26 protein-coding genes, 3 tRNA genes and 2 pseudogenes are annotated in these 24,771 nt (G+C 65.3%); 17 read left to right on the top strand and 14 right to left on the bottom strand.

Features of this window, described 5'->3' with window-relative positions:
• Nucleotides 1-94: 94 nt before the first annotated feature.
• Nucleotides 95-1,195, top strand: coding sequence for a COX15/CtaA family protein (locus JL11_RS12605; RefSeq protein WP_054765957.1), 1,101 nt, complete (start codon nt 95-97; stop codon nt 1,193-1,195).
• Here the strand turns inward: JL11_RS12605 and JL11_RS12600 are convergent.
• Complete coding sequence (locus tag JL11_RS12600) at nt 1,164-2,564, bottom strand: alkaline phosphatase PhoX (RefSeq protein WP_054765956.1); 1,401 nt, start codon at nt 2,562-2,564, stop codon at nt 1,164-1,166. The two genes, JL11_RS12605 and JL11_RS12600, sit on opposite strands and share 32 nt — an antisense overlap.
• 258 nt (nt 2,565-2,822) lie before the next feature.
• On the opposite strand from JL11_RS12600, the gene rplM reads away from it, so the two are divergent.
• From rplM to msrB, 4 genes are all read left to right on the top strand, one after another.
• Complete coding sequence (gene rplM / locus JL11_RS12595; RefSeq protein ID WP_054765955.1) at nt 2,823-3,299, top strand: 50S ribosomal protein L13; 477 nt, start codon at nt 2,823-2,825, stop codon at nt 3,297-3,299.
• A gap of 2 nt (nt 3,300-3,301) precedes the next feature.
• Nucleotides 3,302-3,793: a 30S ribosomal protein S9 gene (rpsI, locus tag JL11_RS12590; RefSeq protein WP_054765954.1), complete on the top strand. Its 492-nt coding sequence runs from the start codon at nt 3,302-3,304 to the stop codon at nt 3,791-3,793.
• A gap of 103 nt (nt 3,794-3,896) precedes the next feature.
• Nucleotides 3,897-4,835 (top strand): N-acetyl-gamma-glutamyl-phosphate reductase, encoded by a 939-nt coding sequence (gene argC, locus JL11_RS12585; protein ID WP_054765953.1) that lies wholly within the window; start codon nt 3,897-3,899, stop codon nt 4,833-4,835.
• Between the two features lie 51 nt (nt 4,836-4,886).
• Nucleotides 4,887-5,384, top strand: coding sequence for a peptide-methionine (R)-S-oxide reductase MsrB (msrB, locus tag JL11_RS12580; RefSeq protein ID WP_054765952.1), 498 nt, complete (start codon nt 4,887-4,889; stop codon nt 5,382-5,384).
• On the opposite strand, the gene JL11_RS12575 is transcribed toward msrB, so the two are convergent.
• Nucleotides 5,381-5,758, bottom strand: coding sequence for a hypothetical protein (locus JL11_RS12575; protein ID WP_054765951.1), 378 nt, complete (start codon nt 5,756-5,758; stop codon nt 5,381-5,383). The two genes, msrB and JL11_RS12575, sit on opposite strands and share 4 nt — an antisense overlap.
• Nucleotides 5,755-7,776, bottom strand: coding sequence for a class I poly(R)-hydroxyalkanoic acid synthase (gene phaC, locus JL11_RS12570; protein WP_156314199.1), 2,022 nt, complete (start codon nt 7,774-7,776; stop codon nt 5,755-5,757). The genes JL11_RS12575 and phaC overlap by 4 nt, the downstream gene beginning before the upstream one ends.
• Nucleotides 7,777-7,906: 130 nt before the next feature.
• On the opposite strand from phaC, the gene JL11_RS12565 reads away from it, so the two are divergent.
• From JL11_RS12565 to JL11_RS12555, 3 genes are all read left to right on the top strand, one after another.
• Nucleotides 7,907-8,344, top strand: a complete 438-nt coding sequence (locus tag JL11_RS12565) for a hypothetical protein (RefSeq protein ID WP_054765950.1) — start codon at nt 7,907-7,909, stop codon at nt 8,342-8,344.
• Nucleotides 8,345-8,383: 39 nt separating this feature from the next.
• Entirely contained in the window at nt 8,384-10,195 is a 1,812-nt protein-coding gene (gene recJ / locus JL11_RS12560; protein ID WP_054766967.1) for a single-stranded-DNA-specific exonuclease RecJ, read from the top strand.
• Nucleotides 10,196-10,290: 95 nt separating this feature from the next.
• Nucleotides 10,291-10,365 (top strand) — tRNA-Glu (locus tag JL11_RS12555).
• A gap of 148 nt (nt 10,366-10,513) precedes the next feature.
• Here JL11_RS12555 and JL11_RS12550 read toward each other — a convergent pair.
• Nucleotides 10,514-10,867 carry a helix-turn-helix domain-containing protein gene (locus JL11_RS12550; RefSeq protein WP_054765949.1) on the bottom strand — a complete coding sequence of 118 codons (354 nt, stop codon included), beginning with the start codon at nt 10,865-10,867 and terminating at the stop codon, nt 10,514-10,516.
• A 95-nt stretch (nt 10,868-10,962) separates the two neighbouring features.
• On the opposite strand from JL11_RS12550, the gene JL11_RS12545 reads away from it, so the two are divergent.
• Nucleotides 10,963-11,520, top strand: a complete 558-nt coding sequence (locus JL11_RS12545) for a hypothetical protein (protein ID WP_054765948.1) — start codon at nt 10,963-10,965, stop codon at nt 11,518-11,520.
• Between the two features lie 9 nt (nt 11,521-11,529).
• Here the strand turns inward: JL11_RS12545 and JL11_RS12540 are convergent, their stop codons facing one another.
• The 3 genes from JL11_RS12540 to JL11_RS12530 form a co-directional block, all read right to left on the bottom strand.
• Nucleotides 11,530-12,132, bottom strand: a complete 603-nt coding sequence (locus tag JL11_RS12540) for a hypothetical protein (protein WP_054765947.1) — start codon at nt 12,130-12,132, stop codon at nt 11,530-11,532.
• 53 nt (nt 12,133-12,185) lie between these two features.
• On the bottom strand, nt 12,186-12,428 hold the full coding sequence (locus tag JL11_RS12535; RefSeq protein ID WP_054765946.1) for a hypothetical protein: 243 nt from the start codon (nt 12,426-12,428) through the stop codon (nt 12,186-12,188).
• A gap of 85 nt (nt 12,429-12,513) precedes the next feature.
• A protein-coding gene (locus JL11_RS12530) for an IS3 family transposase (RefSeq protein ID WP_165906610.1) occupies nt 12,514-13,703 on the bottom strand; the annotation gives its coding sequence in 2 pieces (ribosomal slippage) (nt 12,514-13,451 and nt 13,451-13,703; 1,191 coding nt in all).
• Between the two features lie 484 nt (nt 13,704-14,187).
• Between JL11_RS12530 and JL11_RS12520 the strand changes: the two genes are divergently transcribed.
• The 6 genes from JL11_RS12520 (at nt 14,188) to trhO (ending at nt 16,803) form a co-directional block, all read left to right on the top strand.
• On the top strand, nt 14,188-14,712 hold the full coding sequence (locus tag JL11_RS12520; protein WP_054765945.1) for a cold-shock protein: 525 nt from the start codon (nt 14,188-14,190) through the stop codon (nt 14,710-14,712).
• 19 nt (nt 14,713-14,731) lie between these two features.
• Nucleotides 14,732-15,211 carry a DUF192 domain-containing protein gene (locus JL11_RS12515; protein ID WP_054765944.1) on the top strand — a complete coding sequence of 160 codons (480 nt, stop codon included), beginning with the start codon at nt 14,732-14,734 and terminating at the stop codon, nt 15,209-15,211.
• A 46-nt stretch (nt 15,212-15,257) separates the two neighbouring features.
• Nucleotides 15,258-15,334: transfer RNA gene (locus JL11_RS12510), tRNA-Pro, on the top strand.
• Between the two features lie 78 nt (nt 15,335-15,412).
• Entirely contained in the window at nt 15,413-15,718 is a 306-nt protein-coding gene (locus JL11_RS12505; protein WP_054765943.1) for an ETC complex I subunit, read from the top strand.
• A 17-nt stretch (nt 15,719-15,735) separates the two neighbouring features.
• Nucleotides 15,736-15,812, top strand: a tRNA-Arg gene (locus JL11_RS12500).
• 31 nt (nt 15,813-15,843) lie between these two features.
• A complete protein-coding gene (gene trhO / locus JL11_RS12495) occupies nt 15,844-16,803 on the top strand; it encodes an oxygen-dependent tRNA uridine(34) hydroxylase TrhO (protein WP_054766966.1) in 960 nt (319 codons plus the stop codon).
• A 225-nt stretch (nt 16,804-17,028) separates the two neighbouring features.
• Here trhO and JL11_RS18260 read toward each other — a convergent pair.
• From JL11_RS18260 to JL11_RS12485, 4 genes and pseudogenes are all read right to left on the bottom strand, one after another.
• Nucleotides 17,029-17,154 (bottom strand): annotated as a pseudogene (locus JL11_RS18260) (M13-type metalloendopeptidase); the annotation flags it as partial.
• A gap of 34 nt (nt 17,155-17,188) precedes the next feature.
• Nucleotides 17,189-17,536: pseudogene (locus JL11_RS18255) on the bottom strand (M13-type metalloendopeptidase); the annotation flags it as partial.
• 248 nt (nt 17,537-17,784) lie between these two features.
• A complete protein-coding gene (locus JL11_RS17560; protein WP_152950363.1) occupies nt 17,785-18,243 on the bottom strand; it encodes a hypothetical protein in 459 nt (152 codons plus the stop codon).
• 114 nt (nt 18,244-18,357) lie between these two features.
• Nucleotides 18,358-18,801, bottom strand: coding sequence for a VOC family protein (locus JL11_RS12485; RefSeq protein ID WP_054765941.1), 444 nt, complete (start codon nt 18,799-18,801; stop codon nt 18,358-18,360).
• 79 nt (nt 18,802-18,880) lie between these two features.
• On the opposite strand from JL11_RS12485, the gene JL11_RS12480 reads away from it, so the two are divergent.
• Complete coding sequence (locus JL11_RS12480; protein WP_082382800.1) at nt 18,881-19,789, top strand: LysR family transcriptional regulator; 909 nt, start codon at nt 18,881-18,883, stop codon at nt 19,787-19,789.
• Between the two features lie 54 nt (nt 19,790-19,843).
• On the opposite strand, the gene cml is transcribed toward JL11_RS12480, so the two are convergent.
• The 3 genes from cml to JL11_RS12465 all read right to left on the bottom strand — a co-directional run bounded on the left by cml (nt 19,844) and on the right by JL11_RS12465 (nt 23,464).
• Nucleotides 19,844-21,025 (bottom strand): CmlA/FloR family chloramphenicol efflux MFS transporter, encoded by a 1,182-nt coding sequence (gene cml, locus JL11_RS12475; RefSeq protein ID WP_054765940.1) that lies wholly within the window; start codon nt 21,023-21,025, stop codon nt 19,844-19,846.
• Between the two features lie 394 nt (nt 21,026-21,419).
• On the bottom strand, nt 21,420-22,805 hold the full coding sequence (locus JL11_RS12470) for a sensor histidine kinase (protein ID WP_054765939.1): 1,386 nt from the start codon (nt 22,803-22,805) through the stop codon (nt 21,420-21,422).
• Nucleotides 22,802-23,464: a response regulator gene (locus tag JL11_RS12465; protein WP_054765938.1), complete on the bottom strand. Its 663-nt coding sequence runs from the start codon at nt 23,462-23,464 to the stop codon at nt 22,802-22,804. The genes JL11_RS12470 and JL11_RS12465 overlap by 4 nt, the downstream gene beginning before the upstream one ends.
• A 53-nt stretch (nt 23,465-23,517) precedes the next feature.
• Here JL11_RS12465 and JL11_RS12460 point away from each other — a divergent pair, with 53 nt between their 5' ends.
• Nucleotides 23,518-24,609, top strand: coding sequence for an ABC transporter substrate-binding protein (locus JL11_RS12460; RefSeq protein WP_054765937.1), 1,092 nt, complete (start codon nt 23,518-23,520; stop codon nt 24,607-24,609).
• Nucleotides 24,610-24,771: the final 162 nt, after the last annotated feature.

Below are 24,771 nucleotides of genomic sequence, written 5' to 3'. Positions count from 1 at the left end.
CTCGATCTTGCGGCCTGGGCGGGGCATACCGCCTCGGTCGCGATTTGGTCACGGTCGAAGGCGACACCATATCCGGGTCAGTGTCGGGCGTCGAATGAACCGTTTCGGAAATCCAGATCGTAACCGCGCCGTGGCCGTGTGGCTGTTCGCCACGGCGGCCTTGGTCTTTCTGATGGTGGTGGTGGGCGGGGTCACGCGCCTGACCGGGTCGGGTCTGTCGATCACCGAATGGAAGCCGATCATGGGGGCCATCCCCCCGTTGAACGACGCCCAGTGGGCCGAGGCGTTCGAGAAGTACAAGCAGATTCCCCAGTACGCCCAGGTCAACGCCGGCATGAGCCTGGCCGAGTTTCAGGGCATCTTCTGGTGGGAATGGGTGCATCGACTGCTGGGGCGGGTGATCGGACTGGTGTTCGCTCTTCCGCTGGCGGTGTTTCTGCTGTGCCGCATCGCGCCCGCCCGCTCGATCTTTCGTCAATGGGCCGTGCCGGATCGACTGATCTGGCGCTGCGTCCTGCTGCTGGGCCTCGGCGGTCTGCAAGGGCTGATCGGCTGGTGGATGGTCTCAAGCGGTCTGTCCGAGCGGGTCAGTGTCGCACCCGAACGTCTGGCGACCCATCTGGGTCTGGCCTTGATCCTGTTCGCCGCCCTGATCTGGACCGGACTGGAGGCCTGGAACGGTGAGGACCACGGTCGCCCTCCGGCCGGCTGGGCGCGCGGCGCCGGTTTCCTGCTGGGTCTGGTGTTCCTGCAATGCTTGTTGGGCGCCCTGGTGGCGGGCGGGCACGCCGGGCTCGTCTATACCGACTGGCCCCTGATGAACGGTTCCGTCCTGCCGCCTGCGGACTGGAGCCTGGGCGCCGTCGCCTTCCTGCACGATCAGGCCTTGACCCAGTTCAACCACCGTCTGGTCGCCTATGGTCTGCTGATCGCCGTCAGCATCTACGCCTTTCAGGCCTGGCGCTGGCGCGTGGCCGAGGGGATGGGGCTGGCGGCCTTCGTTTTGGCCGGGGTGGTCTGGGGCCAGGCGGTCCTGGGGATCGCCACCCTGATCCATGCGGTTCCTCTGTGGCTGGGCGTTCTGCACCAGGCCGGGGCCGCCGTCGTCTTGGCGGCGGCGACGGCGAACCTCTGGCTGGTGCTGCGGGCTCAGCCCCGGATCTTCATGTCCGGACCGAGGACCATGGTCCGGTGATCGCCACCGTCAGGCCCGGATACTGAATATTGACGAACAGGGTTCGGCCGTCGGGGGCGAAGACCGCCCCGGCGAACTCAGAGTTCCCCTGAAACACGTTGCGCCCCAGGGTGTAGAGCTTGCCCTCGGGCGTGACCCCCTTCAGATGGTTTTTGACCTCTGTCGAATAGTTGTCTTCGCAGACGATCAGATGGCCCCAGGGCGCGATGGTGATGTTGTCGCCCATATTCAGCGTTTTCAGGTCCGTGCTCTCGACGAACAACTGCACGCGCCCGGGGCGCCGGGATTCGCCGCCTCGGCCTTCTTCGGGGGAGGGGACATAGCGCAGAATCTGGCCCCGTTGGATCGGCCCGCCCGAGGTGGCGGTCAGATACAGTTCATTGTCGCCCCACCAGATGCCTTCGGCGCGGGCCACCAGGGCGGCGCCGTCGGCGTGGCCGCGCCAGCGCAGATCGCCCTTGGGGCTCTCGACCTCGTGCATGTCGATCCACTCCACCTCGCGCCAGTCGCCGACTGACCAGATCCGGTCCTTGTGGTTCGAGGTGTCGGCCCCCTTGTGCCCGCGCAGCACCATGGCCTGCAGCCGACCCCCCTTGGCCAGTTCGCCCGGGGCATCGGGGAGGAAGCGATAGAAGAGGCCGTCTCCCTGGTCCTCGGTGAGATAGAGGATGCCGGTGCGGGGATCCACGCAGACGGCTTCATGTTCGAAGCGCCCCATGGCCTTCAACGGAATCGGATCGACCAGGCCTTCGGCGCGCGCGGGAACTTCAAAGACATAGCCGTGGTCCTTGGTCACGTCCGAGTCGGCCGGCAGCTCGCTGGTCTCCTCGCAGCTGAGCCATGAGCCCCAGGGCGTCTGGCCGCCGCAGCAGTTGGTGCTGGTGCCGGCCAGGCTGAGGTGCTGGCGCTCGGTGCGGCCGGTCGCCAGGTCGTAAATGACGGTGGTCGTGCCGCCGGGCAGGGGACGGCCGTCCTTATGGGTGTCATAGGCGCGGTTCGCGTCCAGCCGACCGATCCGTTCCTGATTATAGCCGCCGGGGCCCCAGTTGCGGTGGCTGGCCGAAGAGCCCTTCAGTTCGTGATTGCGGACCAGGGCGACGCGGGTGTCGTCCAGGGCGAAACACCCCATGCCGTCGAATTGTCCCGGAACCAGCAGGCCGTCGGCCATGGTCTCTCCGCCCTGGGAGACGATGCGGTAGGAAAAGCCTTCGGGCAGGTCCAGCACCCCGTTGGGGTCGCGCTTGAGCGGGCCATAGCCGACGACCTCGTTGAGATAGGTTTCCTCTTCGGCGGCGTGGACATTGCGGGCAAGGCCGGAAAAGGCCAGAGCGGCGCTGGAGGCGATCAGACTGCGACGATGAAGGATCATGGGGAGGGCTCCGAGGGACGGCCTCCGATGACTCCGAATGATCATGGTTTGATGACGACGACTGTTATTTCATAACAAAAGAACGCAGTTGGTCCGGGTATTTTAATACCGTACTAAAAAAGACGTTTGTTTACATAAGGATGACGCAATCTGGATGTCCTCGTTTGGATTGACGCCGTCGCCGCCCTCCTGTATCAGCGCGCCTTCATTCGGTTCCCTCGGGACCGAACCCGATTTTCGTCTCCAGGAATCCTCTCAATGCTGAAGAGCACCACGGCTTCGTTGAAGCCGGCCGAGGTCGAGAAGAAGTGGATCCACATCGACGCCGAAGGCGTCGTGGTGGGCCGCCTCGCGACCTTCATCGCCAACCGTCTGCGCGGCAAGCACCGCGGCGACTACACCCCCCACGTCGATTGCGGCGACTATGTCGTCGTCACCAACGTGGACAAGGTCGTGTTCACGGGCAAGAAGAACACCGACAAGATCTACTACCGCCACACCGGCCACCCCGGCGGCGTCAAGTCGACCACGCCTGAGAAGGTGCTGGGCGGCCGCTTCCCCGAGCGCGTCCTGGAGAAGGCCGTCGAGCGGATGCTGCCCAAGGAAAGCCCCCTGGCCCGCAAGCAGATGACGCACCTGCGTCTGTTCGCCGGCAGCCAGCATGACCACGAAGCCCAGCAACCGGAAACGATCGACTTCAAGTCGGCGTCGCCCAAGAACACCCGGAGCGTCTGAGCATGACCGACGTGACCAACGAAACCGCGACCGGCTTCGACGCCCTGAAGGGCCTGACCGCCTCGGCCGAGAACGACGCCCCCGTCTATGTCCAGAAGCTGGACGCCCAGGGCCGCGCCTATTCGACCGGCAAGCGCAAGAACGCCATCGCCCGCGTCTGGGTGAAGCCCGGCACCGGCAAGATCACCATCAACGGCAAGGACCAGGAGCAGTATTTCGCCCGTCCCGTGCTGCGCATGATGATCGCCCAGCCGCTGACCGTGTCGGACCGCGCCACCCAGTATGACGTGATCTGCACCGTCGAAGGTTCGGGCCTGTCGGGCCAGGCCGGCGCCATCCGCCACGGCCTGTCGCACGCCCTGACGCATTTCGAACCGGAACTGCGCAAGGTTCTGAAGCCGCACGGCTTCCTGACCCGCGACAGCCGCGTCGTCGAACGCAAGAAGTACGGCCGCGCCAAGGCTCGCCGCAGCTTCCAGTTCTCGAAGCGCTGATCGCATTCACGCGGTTTGGATTTGGGGCGCTTCGGGGAAACCCGGAGCGCCCTTTTTCTTGCCCATCTCCTCCGGCAGGAGCGGGACGGCCAAGGAGCAGCCTATGACGACCCACACCATTTTCATCGACGGCGAAGCCGGCACCACCGGACTGGAGATCCGCGAGCGACTGGAGGCGCGCGGCGATCTGGACTTGATGCTGCTGGGCGACCGGCGGCGCGATGTGGACGCACGGCGCCAAGCGCTGAATGCGGCCGATGCGGTGATCCTGTGTCTGCCTGACGACGCCTCGCGCGAAGCGGTGGCCATGATCGAAAATCCGTCAGTCAAGGTGATCGACGCCTCGACCGCCTATCGGGTCGATCCGGACTGGACCTATGGCTTCGCCGAGATGGATGCGGACCAGCGCGCGGCGATCGCCGCCTCGACACGGGTGTCCAATCCCGGCTGCTATCCCACCGGCTTCATCGCCCTGATGCGGCCCTTGGTGAAGGCCGGGCTGGTCCCGGCCGAATGGCCGGTTACGGTCAACGCGGTGTCCGGCTATTCCGGGGGCGGCAAGGCCATGATCGCAGAGTTCGAGGCCGACGACGCCTCGACCGCCTATCGCGCCTACGGCCTGACGCTGAAGCACAAACATGTGCCCGAGATGACCAAACATTCGGGCTTGTCGCGCCCCGTCCTGTTCGCTCCCGCCGTCGGAAACTATCGCCAGGGGATGCTGGTCGAGGTTCCGCTGCATCTGTCCGCCCTGCCGGAGACGCCGTCGGTCGAGCGGCTGCACGGCGCCCTGGTCGAAGCCTATGAGGGCCAGCCGTTCGTCGAGGTCGCCGACCTGGAAGAGACCGAGGCCCTGACGGGGATCGAACCCGAGGCCCTGAACGGCACCAATCGTCTGCGTCTTCACGTCTTCGGCGACCGGGGCGGAGAGCAGGCGCGCCTGGTCGCCCTGCTGGACAATCTGGGCAAGGGGGCGTCAGGCGCGGCGGTGCAGAATCTGAACATCATGCTGGGACTGGATGAGGCGACCGGGCTGAACTGAGCTTGGAGGACGGGAGAGAAACCTTTTCCGACTCGCCTTCGTACTGAGAGCATGACCCTGTCCGTGCTCCCCCATCGCCGCAGCCTCTTGACCGGCGTCCTCGCCCTGGCCGCCTGCTCGCCAGAGCCTACGGCGGCGGGCGAGGCCCAATACGCCGCCTCGCCCTATCGCCGGATTTCGGACGCGGAATGGCGGCGGCGGCTGGGCGACGCCGCCTGGCGGGTTCTGCGGCATGAGGCGACCGAACGTCCTTTCACCAGTCCCTTGAACGATGAGCATCGACGGGGGACCTTCGTCTGCAAGGGGTGCGACCTGCCCCTGTTCCGCTCGAGCTGGAAGTTCGAGTCCGGCACCGGCTGGCCCAGCTTCTATGAGGTCATGGGCGCCAACATCGGCCGCAAGCGCGATTTTGCGATCGGCATTCCTCGCACGGAATATCATTGCGCCCGCTGCCTGGGACACCAAGGCCACGTCTTCAACGATGGTCCCCGCCCGACCGGACTGCGTTATTGCAACAACGGCGCGGCCCTGAGGTTCGTTGCGGCCTAGGCTCGATTGGCCCGGATCGCGGAATCGACCGTCACGCCGAACCAGACCGAGGCGATCAGGATCAGGAGGCCATAATCGTGACCCGGCAGAAAGACCGGCGCGGCGGCGGCGAAGATCAACAACAAGGGAAACAGGCCGGCCCAGACGGCGGAGGCCGCCGAAGCCGGATGGATCACCGGCTGGGGCGTGGGGCGTTTCAGAAGCCGGTTCATCCCGCCGTTGAAGGCGACGAACAGGGTCGAACAGACGACGGCGGTGATCAGATATTTCGCCGCCTGGCCCGGCGCGCCGAACGCCGTCGACGTCATGATCAAGAGCGCCAGGGCGACGCCGGTGCTGAAGGCCAGCAGGAGGTTGGGTTCCAGACGGCTCAAGACTTCACCTTCACATAGGCGCCGGGCGCGGGTTCAAGCGGGGGCAGGGGGCCGGCCGACGGATCGCGCGCCGCAACGGGCTCGCCGGAACGCGCCCGCAACCAAGCCGCCCAGTGGTCCCACCAGCTGCCGGGCGCCTCCGCCGCGCCCGCCTGCCATTCGGCCAGGGTGTCGGGCAGTTCGGCGTTGGTCCAGTGCTGATACTTCTTCGCCGTCGGCGGATTGATGACCCCCGCGATATGGCCCGAGCCGGCCAGGGTGAAGGTGACGTCCTTGCCGCCGAACAGTTTGGCGGACCGATAGACCGAGTTCATGGGGGCGATGTGGTCCTCTCGGCTGGCCTGGAAATAGAGGGGGATCGTCACCTTGGACAGGTCCGCCGTCAGCCCGCCGATCTTGAACGCCCCCTGGGCCAGGGCGTTGGCCCCGTACATCTGGCGCAGATAGGCCAGGTGCAGCGCCTTGGGCATCCGGGTCTGGTCGGCGTTCCAGAACAGCAGGTCGAAGGCCGGGGGATCCTTGCCCAACAGATAGTTGCTGACGAAGAAGGACCAGATCAGGTCATTGGACCGCAGGGCGTTGAAGGTGTCGGCCATGGCTGCGCCGGGCAGGACGCCGCCGGCGGCGTCCATCTGGCGCTCGATCTCGGCGATCCAGTGGTCGTCTGTGAACAGCAGGAGGTCGCCCGCCTCGGCGAAATCGTGCTGGGCGGCGAAGAAGGTGGCCGCGGCGATCCGCTGATCGTCCCTGGCGGCCATATGGGCCAGGGCTGCGCCCAACAATGTGCCGCCGATGCAATAGCCGACGGCGTTGAGCCGATCGGTCCCGGCCTGCTCCAGCGTCTTTTCGACGGCGCGGTAGACGCCCTTCTCCAGATAGTCGTCAAACCCGTAGCCCGCCTTGTCGCGATCGGGATTGACCCAGGAGCAGACGAAGACGGTGAAACCCTGGCTGGACAGCCAACGGATCAGGGAATTGCCCGGCTGAAGGTCGAGGATGTAGAATTTGTTGATCCAGGGCGGGAAGATCAGCAGCGGAATCCGGTGCTGGGTCTCGGTCCCTGGGGCGTACTGGATCAGCTCGAACAGATCGTCGCGCCAGACCACCTGCCCCGGCGCGGTGGCGACGTTCTGACCGACGACGAACTTGCCGTAGTCCGCCTGGCTGATCCGCAGCGATCCGGCGCCCCGTTCCAGATCGGCGGCGAAGTTCTGCATGCCCTTGACCAACGATTCGCCGCTCGTCTCCGCCAGGGCCTTCAGGGCGACGGGATTGGACGCCAGGAAGTTCGACGGCGAAAAGGCGTCCGTCAGCAGACGGGTGAAGAACTGGGCGCGCCGCTTCACCGCCGGATCGACGTCCTCGACCCCCGCGATCAGGCCGTTCATCCAGTCGGACGTCAGCAGATAGGAGCGGCGCATCAGGTCGAACATCGGGTTCTCGGACCATTCCGGATCCTTGAACCGCTTGTCGGCGGGGGCGGGCTTCGCCGGTTCGCCGGCCGCCTGACGCGCCGTATCGGCCCACAGGTCCATGTAGCGGCCGAACAGATCGGCCTGGGCCTGAAACAGCTTTTCGGGGCGCGCCGCCAGACCGCCCATGATCGACGTCAGGGCGGGCGCGATGTTGAAGGGGTCTGGCGACAAGGCCGCCGGACGGTCGGCCTGCGACAGGGCGGCTTCGGCCAAGGCGCCCTGCGCCATCATCGCCGCCTTGGCCAGGTTCATCGACAGAGTCTCGATCAACTGGGCCTGGTCGGCGCCGAAGGGCGGGGCGACGTCCTCGGTTTCGGGCGGCCTCGTATCCGCCGGAGCGGGCTTGGGACCGCGCTTAGCGGCGGAGGCCGCAGCCTCCGATGCGTCGGCCTTCGCGGCCTTCGCTGCCTTGGGGGCCGTCTTGGCTTTTGAAGGGCGGGGCTTGGCCGAGGTCGGGCGTCCCGCCTTTCGCGGGCTCTTGGCGGTCGGCTCGGCGCGGGGCGCGCCCGGCTTGGGCGGGCTGTCTTCGGGAGCGCGGGCCATTGGTTTCCTCCACCTTCTTGTTCGCGTCACGCCGGTTCGAACCCGCGCCCTTCCGCAGAGGACGATGATGGCATAAGACGAACCTCGAAATGAACGCGCACTTATCTAAAATGAAGCCGGCGGGCCGAAAATGAGGCGAGCCGCCTCCGTCGTTTGTCTGACGGGTCTCATCGCAGCCTCGGGCGGTTGTGCGCGGTCGCTGGGTCTGGACACCGATCCCGCCTCGCCGATCGCGCCGCGCGTCCAGGCTCTGGTCGACGCCAATCGAGACTATCCGCGCTGGCGTGATTTCCCCGCCGCCCCGACCGATCTGCCGCAGGTCGCTGAGGTCGGGCGATCAATCGATCGGCTCCAGGCCGAAGGCTCGACCCTTGCGCAGGAGGCGGCGCGAATCGAATGGACGATGACCGACGCCGAGGCTGAAGCCGCGGCTGTCCGCGCCCAGGTTGGGGCCGTTCCCGTATCGCCCGACGCGGCCCGCACCCAGGCGGATATCGAGGCCTTCGCTCAGGAACTGAGAGATCGCGCCAAGGCGCCGCCGCCGGTCGATCGCCGACCGATCCCATGAGGCGGTCGCCGGGGCGGAGAATCCCCGGATGATGCGATGATGGCGGACGACGGCGGCTTCAAGATCGACAGCGGTTTCCTGGGCGTGTCCCAGTCCCTGTCCGGGCGGGCTTGGCGGCAACGCCCGGCGGACCCGGCCCTGATTCGCGCCCATCGTCAGGGCCTAGGTCTCGAGGAGCCGGTAGCGCGGGCGCTGGCGGCGCGCGGCGTGGGCGCCGATCAGGGAGCGGATTTTCTGACCCCGACCCTGCGGGCGCTTTTCCCCGATCCGTCCAGCTTCATGGATATGGACAGGGCGGCCGAGGCGATCGTCGATGCATTGCTGGCCAAGGCTCGGGTGCATGTCTTCGCCGACTATGATGTGGACGGCGCGTCGAGCGCGGCCTTGCTGGTGCGCTGGTTCCGGGCCATGGGCGCCGACCTGCCTCTGTACGTCCCTGATCGCTTGACCGAAGGCTACGGCCCGTCGGCGCGCGCCTTCGACACGCTGAAGGCGGCCGGGGCCGATCTGGTCGTCACGGTGGACTGCGGCGCCGCCGCGAACGAAGCTCTGGCCCATGCCGCCGCCATCGACCTGAAGGTCGTGGTGATCGACCACCATCTGATGCGGTCGGAGCCGCCGCAGGCCCTGGCGGTGGTCAATCCCAATCGACCCGGCTGCAACTCAGGTCAGGGCAATCTGGCGGCGGCCGGGGTGGTCTTCGTGCTGTTGGCCGCCTTGAACCGCGAGGCGCGGCGGCGAGGCCTGTTCGCCGACCGGCCTGAGCCGGACCTGCGGCAGTGGTTGGACCTGGCCGCCCTGGGGGCCATCTGCGACGTCACCGGCCTGACCGGGTTCAACCGCGCCCTGACCAGTCTGGGCCTGAAGGTGATGAGCGACTGGAGAAATCCCGGTCTGCGCGCGCTTCTGGCCGCTGCGGGCGCGGAACAGGGCGCGGCCAAGAGCCATCACGCCGGCTTTATCCTGGGGCCGCGCATCAATGCAGGTGGTCGGATCGGGCGCGCGGACCTGGGGGCCCGGTTGTTGTCGACGGACGATCCGGCCGAGGCGCAGCAGCTGGCGCTGGAGTTGGATGCGCTGAACCTGTCTCGGCGCGACGTCGAGCGCGCTGTGACCGACGCCGCCGTGCGCAAGGTGGAGGCGACCGGGGCGCACGTCGATGATACGCCCGTGATCGTGGTCGCCGGTGAAGACTGGCATCCCGGCGTGGTCGGCATTGTGGCGGGGCGTCTGAGGGAGCGCTGGCGCAAGCCCGTGATCGTCGTCGGATTGGATCCGGTGACGGGACTGGGCAAGGGGTCGGGCCGGTCCCAGCCCGGCATGAACCTGGGCCGGGCGGTCCAGGCGGCTTGGGAAGCAGGGCTGCTGCTGGCCGGCGGCGGCCACGCCATGGCGGCCGGGTTGACGCTCGAGGGCGGCCGACTGGCCGAACTGACCGCCTTTCTGGCGGAGCGGCTGTCCGGCGAACGGGAAGACGCCGTGGCGATGGATGTGCTGGAGATCGACGCCCTGATTGATCCGGCCGCCGCTCGCCGCGATCTGTTCGATTCGTTCGAACGTCTGGCGCCGTTCGGTCCGGCCAATCCCGAACCCGTCTTCGCCCTGGCCGGGGTCCAGGCCCGGGAGGCGGTGCAGATGAGCGGCGGTCATGTGCGCTGTCGTCTGGTCGGTCCTGACGGGGCGTCCGTCCGCGCGGTGGCCTGGCGTTGCGCCGATCTGCCGATCGGCCGGGCCCTGCTGTCGGGCCAGGGGGGGCTGAATGTCGTCGGTCGTCTGAAGGCGGACGACTGGAACGGCCGGCGCGGCGTTCAGCTCGAGATCGAAGACGTGGCCGATCCCCGTCGCATATAACGGTCGCCGCTTCGGGACCAGGCTGCTGAAAAACTCGAAATCCGCGCTTGCACCCTTTTGAGGGCGCGGCTATATCGCCGGCTCTCCCGCGCAGCGGTCCCTTCGTCTATCGGTTAGGACGTCAGGTTTTCAACCTGAAAAGAGGGGTTCGATTCCCCTAGGGACTGCCAGCGCCGGGAAACCGTTAGAAAACAACTACTTAACACCCCTTCGGGGCAATGTTTTCTACGGTCATTTATACGCTTTTTTGATCGACTTTCTGACCGCTGAAAAACGCGTGAGCGGATGCGGATTCGCGTCGGTTTCATCCGATGTGAATCAGGTTTCAACCTGTCCCTTATTGAGCATCTTCACGACCCGAAGAATCGCTTCGGCTTGATCCGGGCGTAGCTTCTCCCATTCCTTGAGTATCGCCCTCGCGGAGGCTGTGTTGGCGTTCGGTTCGGTTTCACCGAAAAGATTCGCCACGGGGCAGTCAAGATAGGTGGCGATGCGCTCAAGCGTGGCCGCCGATATCCGATTGGCCCCTTTCTCGTATTTTTGGATTTGCTGGAAAGTCACGCCAACGGCTGCGCCGAGTTGCGCTTGCGAGCGGCCTAGCTGGACCCTGCGGGCCATCACGGCTTGCCCGATCCGGACATCAACGGGGTCTATCTCGGAAGTGTGGCGCATGGTTCGATCCTTGCCGGGGAGGGCGACGGTAAATAGCGATAACCTGTTTCGGGGAATGCCTCGACCCGTGGATTGAGACAGGCTCTAATCCTCAAATGAACCCATCACCGCTGAAGCCGAACCTCGTGCCAAAGGAGTGGCGGGCAGTCATCAGCCCGTGGACGCCGGATAGTGAGCTGGCGAGGGTGTTAATGCTGCGCGCCGCGATCCTGTGGAGCTATAGCCACGTTGAGCAGAAGCTGACCTATCTGGCGATCCGCTGTTCGCATGAACCGGAGTATCGCAACCTTGCGGAGAAGCCGCCCTTCACCCCAGCATCAAGGATCAAGTTTCTTCGCAGGGTGCTGGATACGCAAGGTCCTCTTTCGGCAAGGCGGTCTTTGGGCTTAGCGATTCTTGATCGGTTCGATCAGGGCCGGGACATTCGAAACCAGATGGCTCATGCGGACATGAGCGTCCTTCCCGGAATAGCCCGCTTCGATGAAATCGTTATCTCGAACGGCGAGATCGTCCACCGGGACACGCCGTATTACGCGGGCCAGCTTGAGCGGATAGCTATCAAGGCAGCGAGGTTCAGCAAGGCGATCCAGCGCATCCACTACAAGCTGTTTCAAGATACCCCTCTCTCATCAGGGGACGAAGCCGAAGGCTAAACCGAGCCGTTACGGAACCTTCGGCTCCTCGCTCGTCGGCTGGGTTGCGAAGGGATCGCGGCTAATGTGGTCCCATCGTTGCTCGCGGCGAGCTTGGGCAGCGTTTGCGCGCTGAACGTGTTCCGCGCGCCGACGAAGTGAAGCGACCGCCGCACCCGAACCCCGGAGATTGATGTGGGTGAGGATCACCTGATCATCGCCCTTACCCTTCGTCACGATCATTGATGACGCCGCTGCGAGGGCATCGAGGAAGTCGGTCGGGAAGCTGATACTGAAACCCTTGTAGATGTAGCTGAGGACAACGCCGGTCGCGACGCCTCCGCCAAAATCTCTGTCAGGGTTTACCAGCAGGAAGCTGAGGTCGTCATATTCAGCCCCCTCGACCGCGCTCCATCCGGAGCTTGTGACTGCTAGGATGCCGCTACTCTCACCAGCATACAGGATATCAAGGTTTACGTCCGGGCGACCATCGAAGTTGAACGACGAGGACATGCCGCAAGACGTGTCGTGCTGGGTTACGTCGAACCAATCCGTGTTCCAGTTCCTCGACTGGCCGACTGATGGCCCAGCCATGAGCAAGGCCGAAGCGGCGACGATAATCGCAAGACGCATGAAATCCCCTTGTGAAAGCCCGATTGGGTTGTTTGCCTAGCGACCACAAATGGTCAAGGCGTCTCTGGCATCGGATCGTCAGAAACCATGAAAGCCCGCTCCCGGAGGTCTGCGTAGCCGCCCTCAACCATCAATACGGCGCTCCCGGCGTGTATGCCGGTGAGGAAGCCGCGCACCGGGTGTTTGAGGAAGTGAAGGTATAGCTCGCCTTCCCTGATCGCTTCGATGATCACGGATTCCTCCATGATCTCGCAGAACAGGTCTAGGTCGATCAGTTCGGCTTGGTGGTCTTGCATACATCCCCCGATGCATTGCTCCGACGAATCGGAAGCGTTGGTGAGGGAGAGATATCTAGATCAGGATTGACGTGACCCCCGTTTCTCATCCAGCCATAACGAGAGTCCTAGGTTGATCTGAGCTGTGATCGGCTGGGTTGGCAAGAGGCCGGTCTGCGCAGCCATCAACCAGCGCAGCAGGCCGGCCGATGTGTCCGGTGAGCGCTTCTGCATAAGCCTGCGGCGTCAGCCACCCGAGCTTCGAGTGCGGACGCTGCTCGTTGTAATCGCGTCGCCACGCCTCCAGCACGGCGCGAGCGTGCGGCAGCGAGCGGAACAGCGTCTCGTTCAGCAGCTCGTCACGCAGCCGCCCGTTGAAGCTTTCGTTGAAGCCGTTCTGCTGGGGCTTGCCCGGCGCGATGTAGTGCCAGCCGACGCCGGTGTCGTCGGCCCAGGCCAGGACCGCGTTCGAGGTGTACTCCGTGCCGTTGTCGCTGACGATGGTGTCGGGCCGCCCTCGCTGCCGGATGACGGCGTCCAACTCCCGCACGACCCGCGCGCCCGACAGCGAGGTGTCGGCCACCAGCGCCAGGCACTCGCGCGTACAGTTATCGATCACCGTCAGGATGCGGAAGCGCCGCCCGTCCGTCAGCTGGTCTGCGACGAAGTCCAGCGACCAGCGCTGGTTGGGCGCCAGCGGCAGGTCCAGCGGTCGCCGCGTGCCCATCGCTCGCTTCCGGCCGCCGCGCCGGCGCACCGTCAGTTGCTCGTCGCGATAGATCCGCTGGACCCGTTTCCTGTTGACCGCATGGCCCTCGCGCCGCAGCAGCACGTGCAGGCGACGATAGCCGAACCGTCGACGTTCCTGGGCCAGGGCCTTCAGCCGGTCGCGCAGAGCGCCGTCGTCCGGGCGCGTCGCCTGATAGCGCACGCTCGTCCGATCGACGCCCAGAACACGGCACGCCCGCCTTTCGCTCATCTCGTAGGCGGCCTGCAGATGGCCAGCCGCCTCGCGATAGCCGGCGGGCGTCACCACTTTTTTCCCAGCAGGTCCTTCAGGGCCACGTTGTCCAGCATCGCGTCCGCCAGCATCCGCTTCAGCCGGGCGTTCTCATCCTCGAGCGCCTTGAGCCGCCGAGCCTCCGACACGTCGAGCCCGCCAAACTTGGCCTTCCATTTGTAAAAGGTCGCCGAGCTGACCCCGTGGCGTCGGCACACCTCCGCCGTCGCTACACCGGCCTCCTGCTCCCGCAGGATCCCGATGATCTGCTCTTCCGTGAACCTCGATCGCTTCATTCTGTCCGTCCTTCGTTGGGCGGACTCTAGCTATTCCTGGAGGAGTTTCAGGGGGTCACGTCAACGCCATCGAGCATTTCCCCACCAGAAACACCCCATTCGGGATGTCAGTTTTCTACGGTTTCTTCTACGGCGTTCTAAACGGTGCAGGAGAAAAGTCCAGTAAATCCGGTATTTTATAGGCCATTCAGGCTCTTATGGCGACGCTTCTGACCCTCCCCTAGGGACTGCCACGCGGTGAAGCTGAGGGCCTGGCCGCCTGCCGCCTCACCTATAGAAATCCTCGCCAATTCAATCGTTGAGCGGTGCGCCGGATTGGTGTCGTTTGTGCGACACAACCGAGGCGTTTCTGCTAACCTCGCTCAACATTCCCACCCCCTGCGGCCAGATTCCGCTTTCCAAAGATTCGCGGAACAGTGTTAAACGGAATCCAAGGGTCCGTAGAGGAGCGGACGGGGGTATTAGGTTGACTGACTACCACGGGATGGAAACGGCGGAGACCGTTCGTGTCGTCGGTCGCGTCAAATGGTTCGATCCGACGAAGGGCTATGGCTTCATCGTTCCGGACGATCCGACTTTGACCGATCTGCGGGACGTGCTGCTGCACATCAGCAGTCTGAGAGACAAGGGGCGCGACCATGCGGAAGAGGGCGCGCCCATCGTTTGCGACTGCGTGCGGCGCGCCAAGGGATGGCAGGCCGTCCAGGTTCACGACCTGGGCGTCGGCGACGTCGCGGCGGTGGCGAGACGGCCCGGTACCGAGGCCGACAAGCCGGCGCCGCCGCTTGACCCCGGCGCGACGCTGGAGCCCGCCGTGGTCAAATGGTTCAATCGCACCAAGGGCTACGGATTCGTCGTGCGTGATCGCGAACCCGGCGATATCTTCGTCCATATAGAGACGCTGCGCCGTTGTGGACTGGACGATCTGGTTCCCGGCGACGCGGTTCAGGTGCGGTTCGCCAGCGGCCCCAAGGGGCTGGTGGTGGCGGAAATCAGAACGGGCGGCTGAAGGCCGCCCCGGAGGGCGGATGGTCGATCTGGTGCGACGTGCGTTTTCAGCCGGCTTGATGGCGCTGGCGCTGGCTGGGTGCGCCGCCAAGGCGCCGGTGGGCGTCAACGGCGAGCCGATGCAGCGGCTGGCGGTCGTCACCGCCTCGGGCGAACACGCCTTTTGGGTTGAGATCGCGGACGATGAGCCCGAACGGCAGCGCGGACTGATGTTCCGTCCCCCGTTGGCGGACGATCAGGGCATGCTGTTCCAATGGCCGGGAGAGCCGCCGCGCGAACAGAGCTTCTGGATGCGCAACACCCCCAGTTCGCTGGACATTCTCTATATAGATCCGAAAGGGCGAATCGTCTCCATCGCCTCGCACGCCACGCCCTTTTCCGAGACGCCGATCCCCTCGAACGGCGCCGCCAACGGGGTTCTGGAACTGCGCGCGGGGCGGGCCTCCGAGATCGGCGCCAAGCCCGGCGACAAGGTTTTGCACCCTTATTTCAAGCCATGATTTGCGGATTGCGCGCTGAAGTGCCAATAGAGCGCTCCGTTCGGTCCGGGGTGTAGCGCAGCCTGGTAGCGCATCTGGTTTGGGACCAGAGGGTCGGAGGTTCGAATCCTCTCGCCCCGACCAAGGAACGGCCGCTGGATTCCGTGTCCGGCGCGCGTTATGGCAGGTCCACAGGACCTGACGATCACTAGGGATTTCGCCATGCTCGCCCGCATCTACCGCCCGGCCAAGACCGCTATGCAGTCCGGCAAGGCCAAGAGCCGCGACTGGCGCCTGGAGTTCGAACCGGCCTCGGCCCGCACGATCGACCCGCTGATGGGCTGGACGGGCAGCTCCGACATGAACGGCCAGGTGCGTCTGACCTTCGATTCGAAGGAAGAGGCCGTCGCCTATGCCGAACGTCACGGCATTCCGTTCCGGCTGCACGAGCCGCACGAGGCGCCGACGATCATCAAGGCCTATGCCGACAACTTCGCAACCAACCGCAAACAGCCCTGGACGCACTGACGTCGGGCCTTTGCCGAGCGCCCTTAGCTCAACCGGATAGAGCACCCGCCTTCTAAGCGGACGGTTGTAGGTTCGAGTCCTACAGGGCGCGCCATTCTCCGGCGGCGGCGATCAGAGCTTTCTCGATGACAGACCCCGCTTTCGCCTCTCCTCAGACTCGAGTCGCCGCCCTGTATCGGTTTGCGCCGATAGGGGAGAGCAAGCTTGTCCTGGTGCGGGACCGGCTTCAGGCGGTCTGCGACGCGTACGGCGTCAAGGGCACGCTTCTGGTCGCGACCGAGGGGCTGAACGGCACGATCGCCGGGCCGGAGGCGGGGATTGAGGCGGTGTTGGGTGAGATCCGCGCCTTGCCGGGGTTCGCCGATCTGGACGTCAAATACGCCTGGACGGGGGAGGCGCCCTTCCTCCGGATGAAGGTCCGCATCAAACGCGAGATCGTGACCATGGGTCAGCCCGATCTCGACCCCGCGCGCCAGGCGGGGGTCTATGTGGCGCCTCAGGACTGGAACGCCCTGATCGCTGATCCGACCACCTTGGTCATCGACACCCGCAATGATTATGAGGGCGAGATCGGCGCTTTCGAGAGGGCGGTGCAGCCGAACACCCGCAGCTTCCGCGACTTTCCCGACTGGTTCCGCACGGAAGGCCGGGCGCTGCTGGACGAACGCAAGCCCCAGCGGGTCGCCATGTACTGCACCGGCGGCATTCGTTGCGAAAAGTCGACCGCCTTTCTGAAAGCGGAAGGGGTGGAGAACGTCCACCATCTGGAAGGCGGCGTACTGCGCTATCTGGAAGAGGTCGATCCTGCCGACAGCCTGTGGCGGGGCGACTGCTTCGTTTTCGACGAGCGGGTTTCCGTGGGGCACGGTCTGGTCCGGGGCAAGCACACGCTCTGCCGGGGCTGCCGCATGCCTATGGATGCGGCGGGGCGGGCCTCGCCCCATTTCATCGAAGGCGTCTGTTGCGACCGTTGCAGGGACACGCGCGACGACGCCCAGAGGCTGCGCTATGCGGAGCGGCAAAGACAGATCGAGCTGGCCCGAAGGCGAGGGCAGGCGCATCTGGGGCGAACGGATCCGGCCTGACGGGGCGCCGGCGGAAGCAGTGTCCGCTTTGTAGGTTAAATAAATAAAAACAATGTCATAAGCCACAATCTTGAATTGTTCCCACGTCTGTACCCACCTTTCGGATTGCCTCTGGATGAGTTCTAATCAGCCGGGGTCAGGCTGGATGACGCGGCGTGACTCAAAGGCGACGTTGGGCGCATACGCTTTTCGCAAGCGCCGAGTTCTGATCGTGAATCCGAGGCGCTACCAAACCACCACTCTTTCATCTGGCGGTAGATACAAAGCCGCGTCCGGCCCGACATCGAATGCCGCGTACCAGGCGTCGAGATTGCGGACGACGCCGTTGACGCGGTAACGCGCCGGCGAGTGGTAGCTGTTCTGAGACTGACCGCCTCAGGGCGTCTTCAGTTGTCTGTGTGCGCCAGAACTGCGCCCATCCCAGAAAGAAGCGCTGCTCTGCGGCGAAGCCGTCCAACCGGGCGTTCATGTCCATCCCGGTCTCCGCCGCATGCAGCCGGAGCGCATCAAGCGCCAGGGTCACCCCGACCAAATCTGCGAGGTTCTCGCCGAGAGATCGGCGCCCGTCCAGGTGAACGCCGGGTAGAGGTTCATAGCTATCGTATTGAGAGACCAGCCGTTCGGCCTTGGCGCCGAATGCGGCGCGACTGGTCGGCGACCGCCTTACCGCGAGTGCGAGGCAACCCCATACGACGATTTGGCTTACGCTCTTCTCTGGCTCAGTAGACCGCACACCCAGTAATGATGGCGACTAAAAGGACGAGTCAGCCATGCGGAGCGCTATCGGTTGGCAGAGTTCTACAAGCTGCAACATGCGCTCCAGACGCATTTTTCAGGGGACCGTCACGACGCTGAACATCGTCGAGGGGGCATAAGTCTGCCGAGTTTTTCGCTTCTTGCGCGCGCGTCGCTGGGGCTTGCCTGACACGACAGGACCCGCCTTCTCGAGCTTGGCGGCCAGCGACGACTTGCTCGACGCGCCTAAGGAAGAAGCGTCAGCCCTGGAAACGTCAAGGTTCCCGAGGCGACGCAACTCACCCCAGACCCCGTGAAGCTGACGGTCGAAGTCGGATTGTCGAAGATTCCGGGCGACATGGAGGACATGCAGGTGGATCCTCCTGACACACTCCAGTTCAGGATCACCTGGCTGTTAATCCCCGACGGCAGGGTGGACGGCGTGGGGGCGACCAGACTTCCAAACCCATTCAGGGTCACCAGGAAGCAGTTCGGTCCCGTCAGGGTTGACGTGCCCAACCACGGCGCACCGCTCTGCATTCGCCAACTCGATCGCACCGAGCAGGTGACCGGTCCTATGAAGGTTTGGAAGGTGACGGTCCCGGTCGCCGGCGCCGTCACCCCGGGGGGCGGCAGATAGAAGGTGCCTGCTTGAGCCTGTTCCGCCGAAACAAGGCTGATCATGGAGGCGGCGGCGGCCGCCATGAGCGTAGTTCTCAGCATCGATACCTCCTCTACACGCGCTGATTGACTACCTACAATTTCGTAAATAGCGCGAGAGTCAATCCGATGCTGAGGCGCGCCTCGCTGCCGCTCGGCTTAATGTCCTTCGGCGCCCTGACGGCCCGTGAACCGAATCTGCTGTCCGAAGGATAGCTCCAGCGTATTTCCGTCTGGGTCGCTGATGTAGGTCCAGTAGCCGACCGGAGGCGGGCTTTGAACGGGCGGAGACCGCAGGACGCCCCTGCGCCTGGCGAGGTCCGCGAGGCGGTCCACTTCGCCCTGATCCCGGCACGCCAGTCCAATTTGCCCAAAGGGACCGAGCGGCGTGTCGTCGAGCTGGTTTGATTCGACCAGCACGACCGTGAAGGCGGTGTGGGGATCGGCCAGCCAGGCGACGCGGCTGATACGGCCCTCCGCAGGGCGTTCATGCACCAGCCGCAAGCCGGCGAAGGTTTCATAGAACTCACGACTGCGGTCCATCTCACGGACGACCAGGGCGATGTGGCTCAGGCCGCGGTCTAAGGAGGGTGTATCGGACATCGGGCGCTCCCTTGGTGATTGCGCGCCAATCTTCGGTTATTCACATCCCGTATGGAAATGGATATTTAATATGGCGATCATGCGTATGACGAATGAAATCGCCGGCATTGATCTCAACCTGCTCGTGGTCCTGGACGCTTTGCTTTCTGAACGCCATGTGACCCGTGCAGCGCTGAGGCTGAACAAGACCCAGCCCGCCGTCAGCCAGGCTCTGGCGCGTCTTCGGGCTCTGCTTGATGACCCGATCCTGGTTCGCAGAGCCGGGCGGCTGGAGCCGACCGCGCGCGCACAGGCGTTGGCCGCGCCCCTTGGCGAGGCCCTCGCCGTGCTCGGAGGGCTTTTGCGGGACGAGGTCTTCAGTCCGCAGACCCTCAGGCGGGCGTTTCGGGTCTCGATGTCGGACTACGCCGCCGAGGTTCTGTTGCCGGGGCTGGTCAGGCGCCTTGTTCAAACGGCGCCGGGTGCGGCCTTGCGGCTCGTGTCCCTGGGCCGCGAGGCCGCTTTGGGCGCGGTCCGATCCGGCGAAATCGATCTGGCGATCGGCGTCTATCCGGACGTGCGGGACGACGGCTTGCGCAGTTCGGATCTCTTCATTGATCAATTCGCCTGTCTTGCCGACGAGGCGGCGGGTCTGCCGGCGACCTTGGAGGACTATCTGTCCCGACCTCATGTGGCGGTGGCGGCGTCGCCGGACGACAGGGGCGAGGTGGACGCCGCCTTGAAAGCCTTGGGCCACGCTCGTCGGGTGACCTTCACCCTGCCGCACTGGTCCGTCGCCCCTCGGATCGTGCGAGGCACAAGCCTGGTTTTGACGGCGGCGCGCCGAAGCCTTGAGGCGCGGCTAGACAGGGGTTTGGTCCTCGGCGCGCCGCCGATCGCCCTCGCCCGTATTGCGCTCGTCCAGGTCTGGCATGACCGGCGGGACCATGATCACGGTCTGCGTTGGCTCAGAAACGAGATCGAGACGGAAGCGCAGGCGACGCCCTGAGTTGGCGACGTTGAGCTGCAGCCGCCTGTTCGATCCGTGATGATCTCTTGGGTTTCAGGATTTCCGTGATGCGTTGAGACCCAGTAGCACGAGGGTTGGCAGTGTCAGCGTGTAGGCGGCCAGAGGCCAAACTGTGCTGCCGTTGAATAGGATCACGGCCAGGGTCCCAACGAGGCTTACGATCAGGCTCTGGCCCGCAAAGTAGAGCGCGACGGCCAGGCCCGCCTGATCGCCGAAGGCTTCGAGGGCACCATTCGCCGAGACGGACACGGTCAGGACGATCCCCACCGCCATGATCCAAGACGGGAGGATGACGCTCCCTATGGAGGGCTCGCCGAAGGCGGCGCTCGCGCCGAAACACAGGGCGCTCGCGAGCAGCAGGCCCATGCCCCGCTGAACGGCGCCCGCCACCCCCCATCGGTCCAAGCAAGGGCGAGCGGCATGGGATGCGACGATCATGACGAAAGCCGTGCTGGCGAAGGCGAGGCTGAACTCAAGCTCCGACAGTCCCACCCTTTCGACAAGAATGCGTGGCGCCGTCGAGACGTAGACGAAGAAGGACCCCATCGCGGCTCCAAACGCCAAGGTGTAGATTTGGAAGGCCCGACTGCGGAGAATGGGGCCCGGGCGTGGGCGAGAGGCTTCGCCCAAAGGGCGCGTTTCCGTCCACCGCCAAAGCGCGTGCATCAGGGGCGGAAGCGTCAAAGCGGCCAAGAACCAGAAGATCGCCCGCCAGCTCAACTGCGCTGAAACGAGCGCCCCGAGCACGGGTCCGAACGCGGGCACAAAGGCCAACATCGCGCTGAACAGGCCATAGATCCGGACACTCTCCGGCTTGTCGCCGTACACGTCACGGACCGTCGCGAAGGTCGCCACCAGCATCGCCGCGGCGCCCATCGCCTGAGCAAGCCGAAGGACGACGAACGCCCAGCCTGACGCCGCCATCGCCAACAGGCCCGAAGTCACCGCGAACGTGAGCGCGCCGGACAGAAGCACAGGCCGCCGACCGAACCGGTCTGAGAGCGGGCCGAAGATGACTTGCCCGAGGCCGAGGCCGAGGAGGTAGACGCTGAGCGTGAGCTGGATGACGGCTGGATCGGCCTGCAAAGCGGCCGGCATGGCCGGCGTCACGGGCAGATAGATGTCCATCGCCAGCGAGGCGAGCAGGTCAAAGGGCGCCATCAGCAGGATGGCGGTCGGAAGGGCGTGGGCCCAAATGGGCCGGTTGTCGGACATGAGGGATCGCTTCGCGTCAAATGCTGGATTTGACGGCGATCAGCCGGGTGGAGGTCAGCAGATCGCCGCAACAACGGGTTCGTCGTTGCGGCCTATTCGTCCGAGGCCTTCGTGCCACCCATCTCAGGCGCCTCCCGCGTCTTCTTGGTCAGGCTTTGTCTGGACCTAAACAAAGCAAAGGTCCAGCGACCGAAGCCGCGCAGGGCTGTGGCGGCCGACGGGCGCTGTCCGACAAAACCGAAAGCCCTCTGGTGGGGCTTGGCGAGAGGGTCTTCGGCGCAGCCGCCTTAAACCGCACATCGATCGAAGCCGCCTTCAGCCGCCGTCGGTGCGAACGGCGCTCCCGATCCGGTGGCGCGCGTCCACCTTCAGAACGGCTTGTCGTTTCGACGACTCATTCTTCCGCACTGGGTTGGAAAGTCAGTCGCCCGACGAGGCCGCTTCGCCCGCCGCTGCGGTTGGATAAACCGAACTGCCCGCCTTGGGCCTCCGCCAAGGTGCGAACGATGGCGAGGCCGAGGCCGGAACCGGACGCCTGGGAGGGCGCGGCGCGGAAGAATCGGTCTGTAAGGCGGGGAAGGGCGGCCTCATCGACGCCGGGGCCGTGATCCCAGACGCAGACCGCGCCCGTTGTTCGCACATGCACGATGACGGGCGGCGCGCCGTGGTGGAAGGCGTTGTCGATAAGATTGAGGATCTGTTCAGCGATTAGGTCCTCGGCGCCCAGAACGACCACGGCCTCTGCCGGAAGACGAAGGCGTAGAGCGCCGTTCGGGGCGGACCGGCGCGCCTTAGCCATTTGAAAGGCGCGCCGCGCCGCCCGGCCCAGGTCGGCAGACGACTTGATCCGGGCGCCGTCAGCCCGGGCCGTGGAAAGCAACTGGCCGACGAGCCGGGTCATGCCGGCGACCGCGTCGCGGGAGTCGTCGATCAGACGCCTCTCCCGCACGGTCCAGGTCCTGGGCGCGCCCGCCAGCAGATCGAGATTGGCCGCCACGACCGAAAGCGGGGTGCGCAACTGGTGCGAGGCGTCGGCTGCGAAGCGCTGAACCCCCGACGTCGAGGCCTCAAGCCGCGCCAGGAGATGGTTGAAGGCGGTCAGCACCGGCTGGAATTCGCGGGGCGCCAGGTCGATGTCGGCGGGCGCGAAGTCGGCACGGGGACCGGGGCGGCGCGTCAGGTCGTCGATCAGCCGCTTGAGCGAGTTGAGGCCCCACTTCAAGGCCGGCCAGATCAGAAGCGCGGCCAACAGGACGAGCAGGGTGGGTGGCAGCAGTAGGCTGCGATATAGATCCAACAGGCTGGCGCGTCGCGAGTCCAGGCTCTGAGCCACCGACACGGTGACGGGGGCGGGTCTTCCTGGGATCGTCAGGGTTTGCTGGGCCATGCGAACCGGCACGCCGCGGACGGACAGGTCGGCGAAGATCGGAGCATCCGACGAGGCGTCGGGCAGGCGCGGCAACTCCTCATAGCCTGTGATCAGTCGGCCGCCCTCGCGAACACTGTAGAAGACGGCGTCCCGCTCGGGACCGTCGAGCAGGCCCAGAGTCCAGGGCGCGACATCGACAGTCACCTTGCCGTCGGCGACCGAGACCGTTTCCCGGATGGTCTGCAGCGCCCCCGCCAGGAGGCGGTCGGCCGTCTCCGCCACCACGCGGTGGGCCGTCCAAGCCCCGACCGCCAGCACCACGACGGCGAACAGGGCCAGGGGCGCGACCTGGGCGATCAGCAGACGTGTCACCAGACTGTGGGGGCGGCGCGAGCCGGGCGCCTCGCTCATGGATCGAGACGATAGCCGCGACCGCGGATATTGGTCACGGCGGGGCCGTCAGGCTGCAACTGGCGCCTCAGCCGACCGACATGGATCTCCAGGGCGTTGAGCGAGGGAGCCTCATCCTGCGGAAAGACTTCGGCCGCCAACAACTCCCGATCCACCACCTGGCCAGCGCGCGAGGCCAGAACGCGCAGGGCCGCCCATTCGCGCGGACGGAGCGACAGCTCCCGGTCATTGACCTGGGCCCGGCCGGCGTCCCAGTCGCAGACCAGTGAGCCGACGATCGCGGCGCCCGCCGCCCGACCCTGGCGTCGACGCACGATCGCTCTCAATCGGGCGATCAGTTCCGAAGGGGCGAAGGGTTTGACGAGATAGTCATCAGCGCCGAAATCCAGTCCCGCCACCCGGTCGCCCAGGGCGTCGCGCGCGGTCAGCATGAGGACGGGCGTCTGCGATCCCCGCCGTCTGAAGGCCTTCAGGACCTCGAAACCGTCGATGTCGGGAAGGCCGATGTCCAACACGGCGGCGTCGAACCGCTCCGTCGCTTCCAGATGAAGGGCTTGGTCCCCGCTGTCGGTGGAGCGGAGTTCGAAACCGACCGCCAGAAGGCTGGCCTCGAGCGAATGCTGAAGCGCCTTGTCATCCTCGACGACCAGTATTCTCATGGCGATGCGAAGGAGCGGATCATGAGCGGTACAATAGCGGGAAACCCGCCCCGGTGAAGACGGACCGCCGACATCTGCTTCTCGGACTCGCGGGGGCGGGGGTTTCGGCCTGCGCGGGCGAGCCGGACGGGGTCGCGACGGCGCCCCGCGTCCGATGGCTGGCCAGGCGCGAGGGCGGGCTGCACATCCTCACGAACACTAGCCTGATGGGGCCTGTGCTGGCGGCGTTTCAACGGCGCTGGCCCGAGATCGCGGTGCGGCTCGAGGACATCAACTCGACCCTGATCGCGAACCGAGTCCAGTCCCGCGCCGCCTCCGGACTGGAGGGGCCGGATCTGGTCTGGAGCACAGCGATGGACGTGCAGGTCAAGCTGATCAATGACGGCTACGCCCAAGTTTATCGATCGCCGCATCGGGCGGCCATGCCGGACGGCTCGGTCTGGCGAGACCAGGCGTTCGGTGTGACGGCCGAGCCCGTCGTCTTCGCCTATAATCGCAGGCGGTTGCCGTCGGAGATCGTGCCGCGCAGCCACGCCCAACTGCTCGAACGGCTGTCTACCGACGCGGACCGGTTTTTCCGCCGGGTCACCCTGTATGACGCCGAACGCAGCGGGGTGGCGCTTCTGCAACTGTCGGCCGACATCCAGATCTATCCCGACGCTTGGGCCCTGATGACTGCCCTGGGGTCTACTCATCCGCGTGCCGATACGTCCGGCCAAAGGATGATGGGCCAACTGGCTGAGGGCCGCATGGCCTTCGCCTACAATATGAACCAGTCTTACGGGGCGTCGTGGGTCGCCCGGGCGCCCGATATCGGCCTGGTTACGCCAGAGGACTATCATCTGTCCGTCTCGCGCGTGGCCTTCATACCCCGCAACGCGGCCCACCCCAACGCCGCCCGGCTTTTTCTGGATTTTCTTTTATCGCGTGAAGGGCAGAGGATCATCGCCGGCCTGGGGGTCCGCCCGGCTCGCGACGACATTCTTACCGAGCGTCGCACCTCTATCCCCGGCGCTCGGCCGGTCCGTGTGGGACCGGCCTTGCTCGCCAATCTTGATCAGGCGCGTCGCGAGGGGCTTCTGCAGCGTTGGCGGGCCGCCATGCAGGCGGCGGAACGGGCGCCGGACGACCCTAGGGCGCCCTAAGGCTTTCCTGTGGATAAGTCTCTTTCTTCTGAAGGCGGTGTTTCTGTCACCTCGCTTTCACCGATCCTGCGGTGACCGAGAGTCGCTCGGCGACAAACGACTGACGCGCTTCAAAAGCGGCATGTAATTGCATGAATGTGAAAATAGAAGCATTAGCCTTGC

The organism is Brevundimonas sp. DS20 (genome assembly GCF_001310255.1).
Taxonomy (GTDB): domain Bacteria; phylum Pseudomonadota; class Alphaproteobacteria; order Caulobacterales; family Caulobacteraceae; genus Brevundimonas; species Brevundimonas aurantiaca.
This window is presented reverse-complemented; position numbering and strand designations above follow the sequence as displayed.